Source organism: Paenibacillus sp. FSL H7-0716, from assembly GCF_038002705.1.
Lineage (GTDB): Bacteria > Bacillota > Bacilli > Paenibacillales > Paenibacillaceae > Paenibacillus_AQ > Paenibacillus_AQ odorifer.
This window is the reverse complement of sequence record NZ_JBBODA010000004.1, coordinates 145707-162335: the sequence shown is the minus strand read 5'-3', so window position 1 is coordinate 162335 and position 16629 is coordinate 145707. Positions and strand designations below refer to the sequence as shown.

Below are 16629 nucleotides of genomic sequence, written 5' to 3'. Positions count from 1 at the left end.
ATCCTTTCGTTATCTTAATAGTCATTAGCAGTTGGAGTCATGGTCAGAGACAGGTCTAAATTACCGTTCCGGGTACGAATTGCATCCAAAAATTCCTTCTGGTTCACAGCCTCACCCAGCGTTACAGCGTAGACCAGTTCATATAAACTGCCAAGCTCAGTCGTTCTAATCTTTTTAAGCTCATATCCAACGTTATATTTATTGAATACTTCAGCGAAGGCTTCCTCATATCCCAGACTCTCCGGGATGGTTACCTTTAATGTTTTTTGCGACGTTGTTCTTACACCAAAGTTAGTCCGGTTAAGGATAAACATAAGGGCGCATAGGATAAGGGTGAACAAGACTGCATATCCAAAGGAACCCACTCCACAGGCAAGTCCAGAAGCCATGGTGAACAAAACAAATGTGATATCCTTCGGATCGCCAGGCGCACTTCTAAACCGAATGATGGAGAACGCCCCGGCAAGACTGAAAGCTCTGGCAACATTACTTCCGATAAGCAAAATGATGATTGCCACAATTACGGGCAGCAGTACCATTGTTAGTGTGAAGCTTTGCGAATAGCCGCTTGCATTGGTCTTCATATAGGTGTAGCTAATGATCCCGCCAAGAGCAATAGCTATAAAAATAGTTAGCAGTGCGTTGGTAAACGTTAACTCTGTACTAGTTGCTACGGTAAATAATGAATCAAGCATAGAGGGCACTCTCCCGTTCTGTTTTACTGTTCTTCAGCATTTTTTTATATTCGTTGCCGTACTTGGAGAAGCTTGTACGGTACATTTGATGCTCTGAGAGCATTTTGGCCAGCCAGACAGGAATCGTATTCTCAGCCTTTACTTCCATAAGCCACTGCCCCGGCTCCAGCAAGGGTTCGCCATGAACACCGTGCTCCATCTTCAAATCGTACCGGCGGCTGCGAATATTTGTATCGAATGTAATTCTTAGATCGCGATTGTTTTTACAGAACAACGCTTTTCGGTCATAAGACAGATACACCTTGGGCTGCAAATCATAGCGTGTCAGAAAATATTTGATCTCTTCAATCACCTGTTTATTCATGTAATCCTTGAATTCCGGTTCCATGCCGGTGGCGACAAATTCATAAGCCTCGTTTAATTTGAGCGACGTTCTTCTTTTATTAACAAGACCAAATACCTTCTTCTTGATTTCCAGATACACCTTCGTATCTTGATTTGGAACACCGTAAGCTCTTAAACGAAGCTTCTCTTTGTACTTGGGCTTCGCAAGACTGTTACGAATCAGGGTGTTGTGCTCCGTGTCATAATATAAGTTGGTTATGGAGTAAAACTCATGTTGCTTGTTGAAATCGTCTAGTTCCATGTATTCAAGCAATTGGTTATAAAATTTATAGTAGGCTTCGTTGTCCAACAAATATTTGTTCTCATAACGGTTGAATACCTCAATCGCCATATGTGATCAATCCTTTCTCTTTATCGTTGTCTCGTGTGCTTATGAATGTATCTTAGATCCCAAACCTTTAATGAATCTTAAATGGTTTTACAAATTATTGATTATCTTTTACATTCCCTTAATAGTTGGAGAAGACCGCAGACGACTTTAACCGGTGTACATCGTAACTGCGTTGAATGTTGGACTTCCGGCCGCTGTTGTCTCTCTTCATTAAGGTTCAATAAAGGTAATACTGATATAATGACCTCAATAACAAATACTGGTTCTATGTAGGGGATGGCAAAACCATGAGAATATTAATAGTAGAAGACGAGCTTCATCTCGCTGAAGCCTTAACTCAAATATTAAAAAAACATAATTATTCGGTGGATGCAGTCCATGACGGCAGGTCGGGTCTGGATTATGCACTGAGTGGAATCTATGATTTGCTGCTGCTCGACATTATGCTGCCTGAGATGGATGGGGTTAGCGTCCTCAAGATGCTGCGAAAAAAGGGGATACCCACTCCCGTTATCCTGCTTACTGCAAAGGGTGAGATTACAGATATGGTCACTGGGCTGGACTATGGGGCTGACGATTATATCGCCAAACCTTTTTCCTCAGAGATCTTATTGGCAAGAATAAGGGCTGTACTAAGACGTAAAGGCGAGGTGATACCGGATGATGCTTTAAAGTTCGGGGATATTGAACTGAATACATCCAATCTGAAGCTTACCGTGGGTGGCAAAGAGATCAAGCTCAATCTAAAGGAATGTGAACTATTGGAGCTTCTTATCTTGAGGAAACAAGCCGTAACCTCCAAAGAACAAATTATTGAGAAGCTGTGGGGCTTCGATTCTGATGCTGAGCACAATAATGTAGAGGTGTATATTTCTTTTTTGAGAAAAAAACTGACCTTCTTAAATTCGACCGTACGTATTAGTACGATCAGAAACGTAGGGTATGTATTAGAGGTGACGGCCTAATGTTCACGAAGCTCAGAAATCGGTTTCTTATTGTTAACTTAGTCACTATCTCGGTGATCATGCTGGTGGCCTTCATCTCGATTTATGTAATTACGTACCAAGATGTCCAAAACAATATTCAGATGGATCTTCACAGAATCATGGAAAACTACAAGTCTCCCGGTGGTGATACAGGACGAATGGGCTCAACTAAGGGAAGTTCCCAGTTACCCCATGCTGATAATAAACGTATGGATAACGGGACTCCACCTCCTGAACGGTCAGTCTCATTTATGCTGAAGATAGATACAGCGTCGAACCTCATAGGGAAAGATTCCAAATTTACTATGGACGATGAATTTTATAATACGGCTCTGCAAGAAGCGCTAAGTGCCGGTAAAGATACCGGAAGGTTCACCTTGGATAGCAGCAAATGGATCTTCAACATCCAGCATACGAGTGATGGGGCGATGCTTGTATTTCTGGACATCACTGCAGAGCAAAAAATCCTCACCAATTTAATCTATACCTTCTCTGTAGTTGGTTCGGTGATGCTGATTATCTTGTACTTCGCTAGCCGCTTTTTTGCTAATCGTTCAATTGCGCCGGTAAAGGAGGCTTTTGAGAAACAGAAACAATTTATTGCGGATGCTTCCCATGAGTTGAAGACGCCGTTGACCATTATTAACACCAATGCGGATGTTCTCCTGTCCAACAGTGATGACACCATTCACAATCAGTCCAAGTGGCTGCACTATATCAAATCGGAAACAGAGAGAATGACCAGCCTGACCAATGATCTGCTGTACCTGACCGAGATGGACGATTCCAGATCGAGAATGATTTATTCGAAATTCAATCTGAGCGACGTGGTTGAAAATATCATTTTAACGATGGAAGCTGTAATCTTTGAGAAGCATATTTCCCTTGAATATGACATCGAGCCTGATCTGACAGTGCTAGGCAATAGTGAACAGATCAAACAAGTGATTATGATCCTCTTGGACAATGCTGTAAAATATTCGAACCCTAAAGGCTCAGTCACCTTATCCCTTAAAAAACAACATAATGACATGGTATTAGCAGTCACTAATACGGGGGAGGGCATTGCACCGGAGCACTTAGCGAGCATCTTTGACCGATTCTACCGTACAAATGCTTCCCGGGCGCGTAAACAAGGGGGATATGGCCTAGGGCTGGCGATTGCCAAATCCATTGTTGAACAGCATAAAGGAAAAATTTATGCCAAAAGTTTCGTCGGCGAGTCCACCACGTTTTACGTACATCTTTCATAACTACAAATAAAAAAGACTCAAACCCTATTATCACTAAGGTTTGAGTCTTTTTATTTATTTTACACTTCGCCCCAATAAATTTCGGTCTTATAATCAAAAAACACTTGCCCACTCTGGTTATTTCGTTCAAATATATTCCGCAGCTCAGTCATCATATTCTCATAGCTTGGATCTCCGGGGACCGGAGTGTAGGAAGACGATCGAAGCCGCCCGCTTAAGCCCTCCAAATCAAACACCTGCTGATTGCTAAAATACGCTACTTGCATCTGTTCTTTCTTGAAAAAGGAGCTAAGGATCTCAGGGGTAATGTTCTTATGATTAACTTGAGTGTAGTTCGTGCCGAAGGTCTGCAGTAGCTGCTCATATTCCTCCAGAAATGGGGTACCGTAAGTAAGCCGGGAATTCCATATCAGAATAACTTTTCCACCCGGTTTTAGAATCCGCTTGAATTCCAATTGCGTTGCGTCCCTATCAAACCAGTGAAACGCTTGGGCGCATACTATAAAATCCATCGACTGATCTGATAATTCTGTATGTTCAGCAGACCCCGGCGATACAGAGAAATGGTTATCCTTTGCGAACTTCTCTTCCGCAGCTCTACGCATTTCCGGATTGGGTTCAACGGCAGTCACACAACTCCCGCGCTCCAGAAGTAATGCTGAGAATATTCCTGTTCCTGCACCAATATCAGCAATATCACAATTGGGTTGGAGCCCAATAGTATTGTACAAATAATTAATGGCTTCTCCAGGATAGCTCGGCCGATATTTCACATACGAATCTACCCGATTAGAAAATATTTCTTTGCTATTCATCCTTCGTCTCCTCCTAGGCGCTCAGGTTCATATTCACTTAATTTACCTTGGTAAACCAATCTCAGCCGATCACTTTGGCGAAAATCATCCGGAGTAACGAGTGCAGGCAGCTTATTCCATAACTTAATACCCGACCGCTCTAGAATTTCCGCTACAAATTGCGAACAAAAATAAGAGTTGCTGAATTCGACAGGCTCCTTCAGGGCAATGCCAATTACGCCGAGAATATTATAGAGATACTTTTGACGGCTTCGGATAAAGACTTGCAAGACCCGCTCCATTTTCTCCACTTCGCGGGCTGTAACTTGAAGTTCATATAGGACACATGTTGTATTTGGATATTTGCTGAACGTACCTGTCTTAATATCCTCCTTCACAAACCCTCCATTCAGGGGGTTGCTCGGATGCTTCCTGCCAAAGCTATACAGCTCGGAAAGCTCCCGATTAAAGGAGATCGAGGCATGATTATACGGTGCTTTCGTATAGCCTTGAATGAGCTTCGTAAAAAGCGTCCCGGTATTCGTCAGTAATATAAAGACCGATGGATCTGCTGCCATTTACAATTTTCCCCTTATCAAGTTTGAGCGTTTCCTTCATAATAACATATGAACCCATTAATGGAATCTACTCTAGGACAAGTTGGTGATCAGTTATCGACCGCTCTTTATTAACTATAATTCTTATCTTTGCGGCCTTATCGGCCATTCACTTGATGTATGTAGTTATAGGGAAGCTACAGCCAAATAAGGATTATACGGGCATTGGCTTCCGCATCAAGACGTGGTGGGGAATGCTTTTTATCTTTTGCCTAGCTACCCTATTTAATCCCGTCGTCTCTCTGCTGTCTCTCATGGTGCTCTGCTTCTTTGCACTGAAGGAGTATTTCTCTATGATGAAATCACGAAAATCCGACCGCAGGCTATTTCTCTGGGCTTACTTATCCATCCCGTTGCAGTTCTACTGGATTTATATCGAGTGGTACGGAATGTTTATTGTCTTCATCCCGGTTTATGTATTCTTGCTCCTACCGCTGCCCAGAATGATTAATAAAGGCACGGTTGGTTTTATGCGTAGTGTCAGCTCCACCCAATGGGGGCTTATGCTGATGGTATTCGGACTTAGCCACTTGGCCTACTTTCAATTTGCTACACCGGAGTATGGAGCGGGGCTTGTACTTTTTCTAGTAGTGCTAACGCAGCTCAATGATGTGGTCCACTATCTGGCATCACTTTATGTAGGGAAGCGGAAAATAGTTCCCACCGCCAATCCGTATTTGACTTGGGAGGGTTTCGCTTTCGCATTTGTCATCACGACAGGAGTTTCCTATCTAATCTATCCCTACCTGACGCCGCTCAACCCAATCTTCGGGTTACTGTCAGGCATGTTGATCAGCTTGAGCGGCTTCTTTGGCAGTTTAACGGTTTCCGTGTTAAAGCGGGATCTGCTAATCGGCGATGGCGATAAATTCGTGGCATTGAAGCAAAGCCATTTAAGCCGGATCGATAGCTTGACCTACACTTCACCGGTCTTTTTTCATGTCATTCGTTATTTTTTTGACTTCATGTAGATCATCTGATAGGGGGCTTGAATCAGCCCTTCCATGAATGATTATGCAGTATCTTCACCATCTGTTCTTGCTGGCTGGCGAACTGCTTATATCGATGTCCGTTGGCGCCCGAGGGGTGGGGAAATCCCCATAAGCAGCGTTGTTTATCAAGCTCACCTACGGACACAAGGAGTTGAAGTATACTTTCCACTGTTTTTCCTAAGGGAATAATTAAGGCCCGGCTCAGTATGTTCAGCTCCTCACGCAAGGACGATAATGCCTGCGCCCTGAGGAATGAATTTGAAAGTAGCTTGGGCTGGGCCCCACTATAATTTTTCTTATCCACGAACACAGGAAAACGCAATAAAGAGCTGGTGTGCAGGATCGTCTGCTGCTGCTGAAATAATTCTTCACAAGAGGTTAGGTTCAAGTGTTGATGCAGTTTAAGTGTATCTAACATATGAATTAACGTGTTCCGCATGGAGCCTGCGAATCTGGCCGCTTCCTTTGCTGTCCTACATACTTCTTCATCTGACAAACCAGCTTCCAGACCTATGATCGCTTCTTGTATTGCTATGCCCATTTGTGTGAACCCGGGCGTTAACCCTATAATGATCACCTTAGCAGAAGGATTAATGTACTCATTATGGGGGGCATAATACATTTCCACCTTGCCATTACGCTCCATTAGAAGCTTATCCACCTGCAGATCCTCTTTAGTTAGCACTGTACCCTTCGGGAGTGAGAGAATCGCCGATTTATACTGTTGCAGATAGGTAGAGAGGAGCATATCATCTACCTCACAGGTCTCTATTTGTTATCGAACCACTCACCAGACGGCCTTCGTACCAGACGGCTTGGCGCTGCGCTCTTCGGGCTACTGCTTCAGCCGAACAGCTGGCATGCACCAGCACAAAGCTAGCAGTGTCGCCAACCTTTGGCCATACCTGCTCGCCTTTTGGATCAAGGGGTGTTAATCCTCCTGTTATAAATCCGAGGGATTGAGATAATGCCAATTCGTCATTGCAGCCGTACAACTCCGCGTAACGCCCTGCCTTCTCCAGTTGATCTCCATTTCCAAAAGGGGACCAGTGATCAGTAAGGCTATCCGTTGCCAGCTTCACTTTTACCCCTTGGCTGTGCAGCATTGGAAGTGGCATTATCATTCTTCCAATAGGCACTGTGGATGCAATAGTCATACCCAGTGATGCCATCCGCTTAGCTACCTCTTCTGCCTCTTGCTGCTGAGCTCCTGCGAACCAGAACGCATGACTGACCGTGACCTTTCCTTGCAAGCCAGCTTCTTCCGTCAGATCAGCTAACCGCGTCAGTGTTTTCTTTCCCGCTTCTTTTCCATCATGTAAATGAATATCAATGCCGGCATTACTCATCACTGCTAGTTCCACCATCGTCTGAAGTGACTTCTCGATATCTCCATCCACCGTATAAGGATCTACTCCACCTACAAAGGTTGCCCCCTCTGCCAGAGATTGTTTTACCAGCTGCACAGAATCCGAGCGCAGCAGGCCATGTTGCGGAAACGCCACAATTTCAGATGAAATTTTGCCCGCGAATGCATTTAATGCTTGTACAGTCGCTTCTAATCGTTGCAAGCCGCTGACAGGCTCAATATTGCAATGGCTGCGCACATGTGTGGCACCAAACCCCTGAATAAGCGTCAGGATGCTCTCTGCTTGTTGTCTCGCCATGGGCAGCAGCTTAGGCAATAATACCTTCTCTTCCTCAATCCGTTCGAAAACACTGGACGCAGGCTTTACCGCTCTCCAAGGTCCATCGAAATATGTTTTATCTAAATGGATATGTGCTTCTTCGAAAGAAGGCAGCATCAACAACTCTTTACAGTCATATTTCGGGAGCTGGCTCTGAAGCTCGATGTCTGCTCCAACAACTTCTGAAATCTTATCCCCGTCAATGCGGAGATGACAAATCTTCGTATTCGTACCCGCTACTTGCCCATCCTCAATAACATAACCTTGTTCTAATCTTATATTGGTTAACCAGTAAGAAGCATTCAACATGCTACCCCATCCTTTTCTCAACAATTTATATAGGTACGGACCGCTTTACTCTAAATGTTACCATAGCCCTTGCCATATAAAAAATGATTGAGAAATTTCAATAGCTACAGATCAATCTGCCCCCGATGTTTGACTCTGGATCTAGCTTCTCTACTATAACTAACTTCCTTGTTCAGCAGTTCATCCATCCGCAGACACTTCAGACCCTTTTTATCCATTTCTTTTAAGACTTCTTCTAATCCAGTGATCATATTCAAGGGCGCTTCTTCATCTGCCCACGGTGTATCTCCGCTGTCGTGTAGAACAATGATTGAGCCTGGTTTTATTTTTTTTATTAAGGCATCCTTTAATTGTTCTGCACTCAGTGACGCTTTCCAATCTCCGACCATGACAGACCACAATACGATTCGATAAGATTCTCTTAGCAAAAAGAAATCCCCTAGATTAAGAAGCCCCCAAGGTGGGCGGTAAAAGATAGGCCGCTCTCCTGTAATTCGCTCAACAATGTCTGCTGTGCGATCTACTTGCTTCCGTCTATTGGTCCAGGGGAACTGGATCCAGTTGGGTGTATGAGTATAATTATGAATGCCGATTTGGTGCCCTTCTCTGTGCATACGCTCGATCAGTTCCGGATATTTCTGCGCTTTTTTGCCCAATACGAAGAAGGTCGCCTTTATGCCATGCTCTTTTAATAGATCTAGAAGTTCAGGTGTATAACAAGGATCCGGACCGTCATCGAACGTAAACGCAATTTCCTTCTCTGCACCTACCTCCGAGTGAACCCCCCATCCCAATATTCGGGTAAGTGCAAAAGGAACGATCATATAAAGAACAATCACATCCACTGCTAAAATTATGAAGGCCCACATTAGGAAGCCGCCTCTGTCTTACGCGGGGCAAACCGCGCTTTCAAGGACTGCTTGCTAAGCACAAGCATCATGGGAGATAACTTCTCTGTGCTGTCCTCTACACGATGTTTCCCTTCCGGATGCAGCATGCGCAGTAAGAAACGAAGGTATATCCCGAACCAGTGCCGCTGCCATTTGGACTTGATAGGGCGCTGCTCAAACCCTATTCCATGAATAATCCCCCGGTGAAGCAGTGTAATCCCGGTTAGCGCATTTACTTTGCTTAGTTCCGGATTGCTGTCTAGATCACGACTGATCTCCTTCATAGCCTCGCGAAGCATGCGTGCCGTACGGATTCCGGCCCGATCTGCGCCAAGCGTACGTGTCAGCTGCACAATCTGGCGATTGTCCAAATGAAGCTCACCCACCCAATCTCCCGGAAGTATCCGTTGCCCATCTTGGCAGACCAAACTTTCTCCGTGATATTTCAACACTACCAATTTACATATCCCATATCTACGCACGGACTGACTACGAAATTTGGTGATGACAGCAAATAGGTTCTCCCAAATCATCCAAAGGGACTGTGAGAATAATTTTATAAATGGAACTGAGGTTACCATCATTTTTCCTTCTTTCCTGTTTAAATTTATCTTCTAGCAAAATCCTTCACTAAACGCCGTGTATACCTGCCGATCATCTTTACCAGACTGTTTCCGAGATAAGCACCTATCCATAGAGACACTGCACCTAACAACATGAAGAAAAGTGAGATGTTTAATGATTTATTTTCAATCCCAAATAGCGATATAGAGGACACATCTAATAAATACAGGACAGGTGACAACAAGAGAATAATAGGGGTCAAGTAAAAAAGAGTGGCGCAAATGAGACTGACCATGCCGATTCCAAACTGCAACATCAACCCTAAAATCGCTCTCCAGTTATGTTCATCCAAAAACTCTGCCTTAACCCTTTCCCACAAGCTGCCTTCTTCTTGAGATCGGGTTGGGAGCGTGCGAACCGAGATATCCGTATAGACTTTAGTTCGAATTCGCTCATGCTGTAAAAAAGTCTCGGTAGAACGCAAAACATAATAAAGGATCGGGATCCCCACTAAGGTGAAGGACATCGAAACTCCAAAGGTAATGCCCACCAAATAAAAACAAAAGTAAAATAGCCCTGTGGCAAAAGTAATCAATAAGAAACAGAAATTCCTCACATGTTTCCTGATTATTTGATTCATGTTTTTCTCTCCCTCTCTGCAATAAAAATTGTTCATATCTAAGCAACTCCTATGCTAGTGCTTTTGGTGTAAAATCGACCAGTGCCATAATGTCATATGACAAAAAAAACACCCTACTGCCTACTCCCACAAGGGAAAGCAAACAATAAGGTGCTCATCAATTTCAAATACTCCGGTCAGGATTAATCCGAAATGCCAAAAGCCTTCTCGACTGCCTCCTCACGGTTTCGTACCCCGAGCTTAGCATAGATGGTGGACGCGTAATTTCTCACCGTTCCATCGGACAGATATAGTTTAGCGGCAATAGATTTATAACGCATTCCCTTCGAGAGGCATTCTAGAATCTCCAGCTCACGCGAGGTCAGCCCATATTCATTATTCTTCTCCGTCGGCGGCGCCTCTGAAGCTGGATGCATCTCATAGTGATCAATTAATACATTCGTAATATCGGGTGTAATCATCTTTACGCCCCGATGTACGAGACGTATTCCTTCGAACAGCTCCTGCGGCTCGGTAGACTTTAACAAGTAACCATCTGCCCCATTTTGCAGTGCCTCGACTGCCATATCTGCTTCTTGAAAAGTAGTCAGGATCAACACTCGTACCCCTGGCCATTTTTGCTTAATAAGCTTAGTCGCTTCTGCACCGTCCATGCCTGGCATATTTAAGTCCATCAGCACCACGTGAGGTTCTTCCTGCTCGCAGAGGCTTATTGCTTGTTCACCATTCTCAGCTAACCCAATAATCGCAAAATCCGGCTCCTGCTCTAGAATAATTCGCAGACTATCGCGGATATAGGGTTGATCATCCACCAGCAATAAACGAACCGTTTCCTCCTGTATCTCTTCAAGCCTTGGTAAACTGCAGGTCACTAAGGTTCCTTCCCCTGGCTTAGAGTAGAAATACACCTGTCCTTGCAAGTTGGAGGCACGCTCCTTCATCGCATTGACACCAAATCCTGCTTTTAAATCTTCAGTGCCTAATCCATTATCCTGCACATCCAGCCGAATCAACTTCTCTTCATAATGTAAGCTGATGACAATTTCAGTGGCGTGACCATGACGTGCAGCGTTGGTTATCGACTCCTGCAAACATCTGTATAGTGCCATTTGGGCCTGCTTAGATACTGTATACGGCTCTCCGAATGTTTTTAAGCGAATCTTAACCTTGGAGAAGGCCTGGAAATCATCCACTAATTTCTGCAGGGACTGCATTAGCGTCAATGAATCCTCCGAAGCGCCCACATGGTGCAAATATCGCCGAATATCATCCAAGCCATTGCGGGTTAACTTTAACAAGGCATCTATTTTGTGCTCTCCTCCAGAAGTATTCACCTCCGAACGTAAAGTCTCTAGCCCCATAATAATTGAAGTATAAGAATGCCCCACCGTATCATGCAGATCTTTGGATAAACGATCTCGTTCTTCCAGAAGTGTCATACGCTCAACTTGCGAGATGTACTGCTCTAAAACAGCATTTTGGTCCTTAATAATTCTGCCCTGCTTGTGGTTCACCACCAGTAAATGAAAAGCAAACCCAAGCGTATACACCAAACCCATGTTAACAATCATCGATACAGCATCCATTTGTTGTGACAATCTAGATAACATAACTGGAATCAAAATGACCGTGATCGGAGCTGTCCAGCGATAGGACTTCTGTGCACTATTGCTGGCGATCATAAAAGCGATAGGCAGAAAAGTTACGTACGATTCAGGAAACAAAGCAGCCAAATATAAACAAAGCCCACCCGAAAAAAGGATCTCCGCGATCAGATAATACTTGTAATGCAGCTGCAAACAAAACCAAGGCACAGAAAAAGAGACCACGCCCCAAACAAACGCGATCCAGAAAGGAATCGTAAAATCCTCCGAAAGATAACACATGGTGACCAAAAAAGAAGTAGAAAAACAAATCCGAAACAGGAGGACGAGCCAATCGTACCAGAACCACTGTTTGACCAGATTAAACAAGGCATTTCCCCCTATATACTCTGCTGACTTAATCTTTATTATAGTGTAACCCCTTAAGGACTCACTAGTTACAAAAAGTCATGAGTTGAGATGACATTTTTACTAATGGTGTATAGTGTAATTGATCATTCAATGTCCCTCTGAATAACCAGCTTTTTAAAGCAAAGCCCAGACTGTATGATAGTACATATGATTTGTCCATAAAATTGTAGTAAACCAATAGGTCCGTAAATTTTATAACGTATGACCAGTATCGGGGGAATAATAACTATGTTAGCCGCACTACTTCATGGCATTGCACTAGCCTTTGGATTAATTCTTCCACTTGGCGCACAAAATGTCTTTGTATTTAACCAAGGGGCCTCGCAGCCACATTTTAAAAAGGCCATTCCCGTTATTGTTACAGCCGCTTTATGCGATACCCTGCTTATTTTATTAGCCGTATTAGGTGTTTCAGTCCTTGTGTTTGCCATCCCCGTTCTGCAGACCGCTTTATTTGCTGTAGGACTTTTATTTCTTTTGTATATGGGATGGTCTATCTGGAAAAGTACACCGGCATCATCAGCACAAGACGCAACCCCTTTATCCTCCAAAAAACAAATCCTGTTCGCGCTGTCCGTTTCTTTATTAAATCCACATGCGATCTTGGATACTATCGGCGTTATTGGCACTAGCTCGCTTAGTTATACAGGCGTAGACAAAGTTGTATTTGCTGGCGCGACTATCCTAGTGTCATGGATTTGGTTCTTTGGGCTGGCTGTAGCCGGAAAAACTGTAGGACAAATCGACGCCAGTGGCAAAATCATGCGGATCATTAATAAGATCTCCGCGATCATTATTTGGATCGTTGCTGCTTATATTGCCTTCAAGCTTTTTTAAATGGAGGAAAAAGAATGCTGTACACCAATTTGCCGTATAATTATGTCCAATTTACACCATAATGTACTAGAATTTTGACTTACGGCGCAGAATGAGGTACATTACAATTTGGACGAACAATTAACAAACCAAAATACTATAATGTTCGCATTTAGAGGTGTAAATTATGAAAGAAGTATTCGATTATGAAGATATTCAATTAATTCCTGCAAAATGTATCGTAAACAGCCGTTCGGAGTGTGATACATCAGTCACCCTCGGTGGGCATAAATTTAGATTGCCGGTGGTACCTGCCAACATGCAAACCATCATTGATGAGAAGATCGCTATCTCCTTGGCGCAAAATGGCTATTTCTACATTATGCATCGTTTTGAACCGGAGAAACGTACGTCTTTCATCAAAGACATGCACTCCCGTGAATTAATCGCATCCATCAGCGTCGGAGTTAAAGAAGAAGAGTATGATTTCGTCGAACAATTATCCAAAGAACAGCTGGTTCCGGAATTCATCACAATTGATATTGCACACGGCCATTCCGAAGCAGTTATTCGGATGATCAAACATATTAAACAATACCTGCCTGCTAGTTTTGTTATTGCAGGAAATGTAGGAACACCTGAAGGCGTTAGAGAATTAGAAAACGCTGGAGCTGATGCTACTAAAGTTGGGATTGGACCAGGGAAAGTATGTATCACTAAGATCAAAACTGGATTCGGTACAGGCGGCTGGCAGTTAGCTGCACTACGCTTGTGTGCCAAGGCTGCAAGCAAGCCAATTATTGCCGATGGTGGCATTCGCACACACGGTGATATTGCTAAATCCGTACGATTTGGCGCTTCTATGGTCATGATTGGTTCGCTATTTGCCGGTCATGAAGAATCTCCGGGTGAAACCATTGAAATCGCTGGGAAGCTCTATAAAGAATACTTTGGCTCCGCTTCAGAATACCAAAAAGGTGAAAAGAAGAACGTCGAAGGTAAAAAAATTGCGGTTGAGCATAAAGGGGCTTTAGCAGAAACCCTAAGAGAAATGGAGCAGGATCTTCAATCCTCCATCTCTTATGCAGGTGGCAATAAATTAGAGGCTATCCGTAATGTGGATTACGTTATCGTTAAGAACTCCATTTTTAATGGAGATAAAGTCTATTAATTGAATACACAGGTGGGCAGGATGACTTAGGTCAATCTTGCTCACCTTTTTTTATGAGAACGAGTTCCGCTGGCCTACTTTGGGGTAATGGTAAGAATAAACTTCTATTAGATCACAATAGAGAGGATTATCCTTATGCGGCAAGCTATGATTATTATTAACCCCTCATCCGGTAAAGAGGAAGCCAGCCAATATGTCAGATACGCAACAAGAGTTCTAAGTGACAAAGACTACTCCGTTACGATCAACGAGACGGAAAAAGAACTAGACGCCACTCGTTATTCCATCACTGCTTGTGAGGAAGGTTATGACCTGGTTGTCTCCATCGGCGGGGATGGCACGCTTCACGAGACCATTAATGGTCTTATCGATCAGGAACACCACCCAAGATTAGGTGTGGTTCCTTTAGGAACGGCTAATGATTTCGCCCGTGCACTACAAATTCCACTGAATCCCGAAATAGCCATTCAAACCCTTGCCTCCTCTAACCTAAAAAACGTAGATATCGGTCGCTTAAATGACCGCCTATTCGGCAACGTTGTTGCTGTAGGTTCAATTGCCGGATCATTATCCTCTGTATCCTCCGAAGATAAAACCAAACTCGGCTCATTGGCATACTTGAAAGAAGGTCTTAAACAACTTACAAGCCCTACAGCCCACCCCCTTGTCATTCACCATGATGAACAATTATGGCAAGGAGACTCCTTACTCTTTCTCGCCGTATTAACCAACTCCGTCGGCGGGTTCGAGAATCTAATACCGGATGCTGCGGTGGACGACGGTCTGCTTCATTGTTTTATTATTTTGGACCTCAGTATATTCAATACCATTACAGCCAGTATATCTTTACTGCTAGGTACCCTTAAGGATCATAAAGACGTTGTCTATTTCACAGCCCACAATGTAAGTGTAAGCTCTCCAGAAACCGTAAGAACCAATGTAGATGGCGAAGAAGGTCCAACTTTGCCTATTACGCTAAGTGTTCTCCCTCGTCATATCCAAGTCATTGTGCCAGAAGTGGACTAACAAACAAAAAGCAGTCTGGAACTCAAAAAGTTCCAGACTGCCCTTAATTTATGGACGCCCCGATCCATATCTTCCTGCTAATCAAATGACTAAGAAGTTATTTCTATTCCACTACAATAAATTTTTTGCCTAATAACCACATTCCGCCGCTAATCCCTAAGAAATAAATAGGCATCGTCAGTAATGAACCATTATGAAGAGTGCTCATTCCCCACGTCGCCAAGCTAACAAGCAAATAATAGCCCAAGCTGAATATCGCACCTGCTGTTCCTACAACATCCTGAAATTGAACAAGAGCAAGACTTAGACAATTAGGTAAAGCAATCCCTGCACCCATTAATAGGACAAACAGCGTTATTAAAATACATACGATCACTATCATATCCGGCAGCGAGTCAAGACTGCTTGCGATTGTTAATAGCAAGGCTCCGCCCGCCATTACTAGACAGCCGATATGGATTATTTTTTCTGGGGCATAGAGGGTTAATAACCTTTTGGAGATCATTGCTCCTACAATCGACGCCAAAGCCACAATAATGCCGAGAAAACCATAGACTCCTGGCGAAATCTGAAAGTGTTCAATAAATATAAAAGGAGCTTCAGCATAATAGCTGAACAAGATTCCGTTAATGCCTCCAATTAGTAATCCAAACACCAATACACGTGGCAATGCGAGCATTTTTTTGACTATAGGCAGAATAGCCACCTTTTTTCTCATGGAAACATCAGTGGTTTCTGGCAGCTTCCAAAAAGCATACATAAATAACAACACACTCATCATTACTAATGTAAAGAAAACCGCTCGAAAACCAAAAGCTTGATCCACCCATCCGCCAATTAACGGACCTACTGCGGGAGTAAAAGCAATGACCGCCGAGATTTGGGCAAACATAACATGCCGTTTATTCCCGGAGACACTCTCACGAAGAATGGTTTGGGTAATAATCGAACCTGTTGCTGCTCCAAACGCTTGTATAAACCGGCTGACTAACAGCAGATGAATGGATTCTGAGTAAAAACACATCAAGCTTCCCATACCGTATACAAGAAGACCAGCCAGCATGGAAGATCTCCGCCCGATGAAGTCAGACAACCAACCCCAGCTAAAAACACCTATAGCAAATCCAATAAAATATATACTTAACGTTAACTGTACAGAACTATTGGTGGCCCCAAGTGCTACTGCGATATCCGGTAACGATGGGGTGTAAATCGTCTCACTAATTTGCGGAAAAGCCACAAGAACAATCATTAAAAGTAACGATGGTGCTGCATATTTTTTCATCTTATTTTCGCCCTCCTACAAGCTTATATCCTCGAACAACTACAAGAATATGAGCCTAGCTAGGGAAATGGGGGCATCATTATGGCAAGACGACTATAAATCATCATGTTAGAAAATCACCTTTCATTGTTATGCTTTCATTGTTTTATAGG

At 43.5% G+C, this 16629-nt stretch carries 17 protein-coding genes; 6 read left to right on the top strand and 11 right to left on the bottom strand.

All coding sequences use genetic code 11. The features are described from left to right. Positions 1–14: 14 nt before the first annotated feature. A complete protein-coding gene (locus MHH60_RS07300; protein ID WP_076132792.1) occupies positions 15–695 on the bottom strand; it encodes a DUF4956 domain-containing protein in 681 nt (226 codons plus the stop codon). Next, positions 688–1431, bottom strand: coding sequence for a polyphosphate polymerase domain-containing protein (locus tag MHH60_RS07295; RefSeq protein ID WP_076132794.1), 744 nt, complete (start codon positions 1429–1431; stop codon positions 688–690). Before MHH60_RS07295 ends, MHH60_RS07300 begins: the two co-directional genes overlap by 8 nt. Positions 1432–1718: 287 nt before the next feature. On the opposite strand from MHH60_RS07295, the gene MHH60_RS07290 reads away from it, so the two are divergent. Beyond that, the gene (locus tag MHH60_RS07290; protein ID WP_076132795.1) at positions 1719–2396 is read left to right on the top strand and encodes a response regulator transcription factor; all 678 of its coding nucleotides are present in this window, start codon (positions 1719–1721) and stop codon (positions 2394–2396) included. After that, entirely contained in the window at positions 2396–3670 is a 1275-nt protein-coding gene (locus tag MHH60_RS07285; protein ID WP_036682290.1) for a sensor histidine kinase, read from the top strand. Before MHH60_RS07290 ends, MHH60_RS07285 begins: the two co-directional genes overlap by 1 nt. Positions 3671–3729: 59 nt before the next feature. Here MHH60_RS07285 and MHH60_RS07280 read toward each other — a convergent pair whose 3' ends face one another. Both MHH60_RS07280 and MHH60_RS07275 read right to left on the bottom strand, forming a co-directional pair. Then, complete coding sequence (locus tag MHH60_RS07280; RefSeq protein ID WP_076132797.1) at positions 3730–4485, bottom strand: class I SAM-dependent methyltransferase; 756 nt, start codon at positions 4483–4485, stop codon at positions 3730–3732. Continuing rightward, positions 4482–5042: a hypothetical protein gene (locus MHH60_RS07275; protein WP_036682293.1), complete on the bottom strand. Its 561-nt coding sequence runs from the start codon at positions 5040–5042 to the stop codon at positions 4482–4484. Before MHH60_RS07275 ends, MHH60_RS07280 begins: the two co-directional genes overlap by 4 nt. A 95-nt stretch (positions 5043–5137) precedes the next feature. Here MHH60_RS07275 and MHH60_RS07270 point away from each other — a divergent pair, with 95 nt between their 5' ends. After that, positions 5138–6052, top strand: a complete 915-nt coding sequence (locus MHH60_RS07270; RefSeq protein ID WP_076132799.1) for a phosphatidate cytidylyltransferase — start codon at positions 5138–5140, stop codon at positions 6050–6052. A 22-nt stretch (positions 6053–6074) separates the two neighbouring features. Here the strand turns inward: MHH60_RS07270 and MHH60_RS07265 are convergent, their stop codons facing one another. From MHH60_RS07265 to MHH60_RS07240, 6 genes are all read right to left on the bottom strand, one after another. Continuing rightward, positions 6075–6734, bottom strand: a complete 660-nt coding sequence (locus tag MHH60_RS07265; RefSeq protein WP_256715033.1) for a uracil-DNA glycosylase family protein — start codon at positions 6732–6734, stop codon at positions 6075–6077. A gap of 97 nt (positions 6735–6831) precedes the next feature. Further along, the gene (locus MHH60_RS07260) at positions 6832–8070 is read right to left on the bottom strand and encodes an amidohydrolase (RefSeq protein ID WP_076132803.1); all 1239 of its coding nucleotides are present in this window, start codon (positions 8068–8070) and stop codon (positions 6832–6834) included. 104 nt (positions 8071–8174) lie between these two features. Then, on the bottom strand, positions 8175–8939 hold the full coding sequence (locus tag MHH60_RS07255; RefSeq protein ID WP_076132805.1) for a polysaccharide deacetylase family protein: 765 nt from the start codon (positions 8937–8939) through the stop codon (positions 8175–8177). Further along, positions 8939–9544, bottom strand: a complete 606-nt coding sequence (locus MHH60_RS07250) for a YkoP family protein (RefSeq protein WP_232061482.1) — start codon at positions 9542–9544, stop codon at positions 8939–8941. Before MHH60_RS07250 ends, MHH60_RS07255 begins: the two co-directional genes overlap by 1 nt. A gap of 23 nt (positions 9545–9567) precedes the next feature. Then, positions 9568–10164, bottom strand: a complete 597-nt coding sequence (locus MHH60_RS07245) for a sensor domain-containing protein (RefSeq protein WP_076132958.1) — start codon at positions 10162–10164, stop codon at positions 9568–9570. A gap of 182 nt (positions 10165–10346) precedes the next feature. Beyond that, a complete protein-coding gene (locus MHH60_RS07240) occupies positions 10347–12137 on the bottom strand; it encodes a helix-turn-helix transcriptional regulator (protein ID WP_076132809.1) in 1791 nt (596 codons plus the stop codon). A gap of 270 nt (positions 12138–12407) precedes the next feature. Between MHH60_RS07240 and MHH60_RS07235 the strand changes: the two genes are divergently transcribed. The 3 genes from MHH60_RS07235 (at position 12408) to MHH60_RS07225 (ending at position 15192) form a co-directional block, all read left to right on the top strand. After that, positions 12408–13016 (top strand): LysE/ArgO family amino acid transporter, encoded by a 609-nt coding sequence (locus MHH60_RS07235; RefSeq protein ID WP_076132810.1) that lies wholly within the window; start codon positions 12408–12410, stop codon positions 13014–13016. A gap of 166 nt (positions 13017–13182) precedes the next feature. Beyond that, entirely contained in the window at positions 13183–14166 is a 984-nt protein-coding gene (guaC, locus tag MHH60_RS07230; protein ID WP_036682307.1) for a GMP reductase, read from the top strand. A gap of 135 nt (positions 14167–14301) precedes the next feature. Then, positions 14302–15192, top strand: a complete 891-nt coding sequence (locus MHH60_RS07225) for a diacylglycerol/lipid kinase family protein (protein WP_076132812.1) — start codon at positions 14302–14304, stop codon at positions 15190–15192. Positions 15193–15295: 103 nt separating this feature from the next. On the opposite strand, the gene MHH60_RS07220 is transcribed toward MHH60_RS07225, so the two are convergent. Continuing rightward, positions 15296–16477 (bottom strand): multidrug effflux MFS transporter, encoded by a 1182-nt coding sequence (locus tag MHH60_RS07220; RefSeq protein WP_076132814.1) that lies wholly within the window; start codon positions 16475–16477, stop codon positions 15296–15298. Positions 16478–16629: the final 152 nt, after the last annotated feature.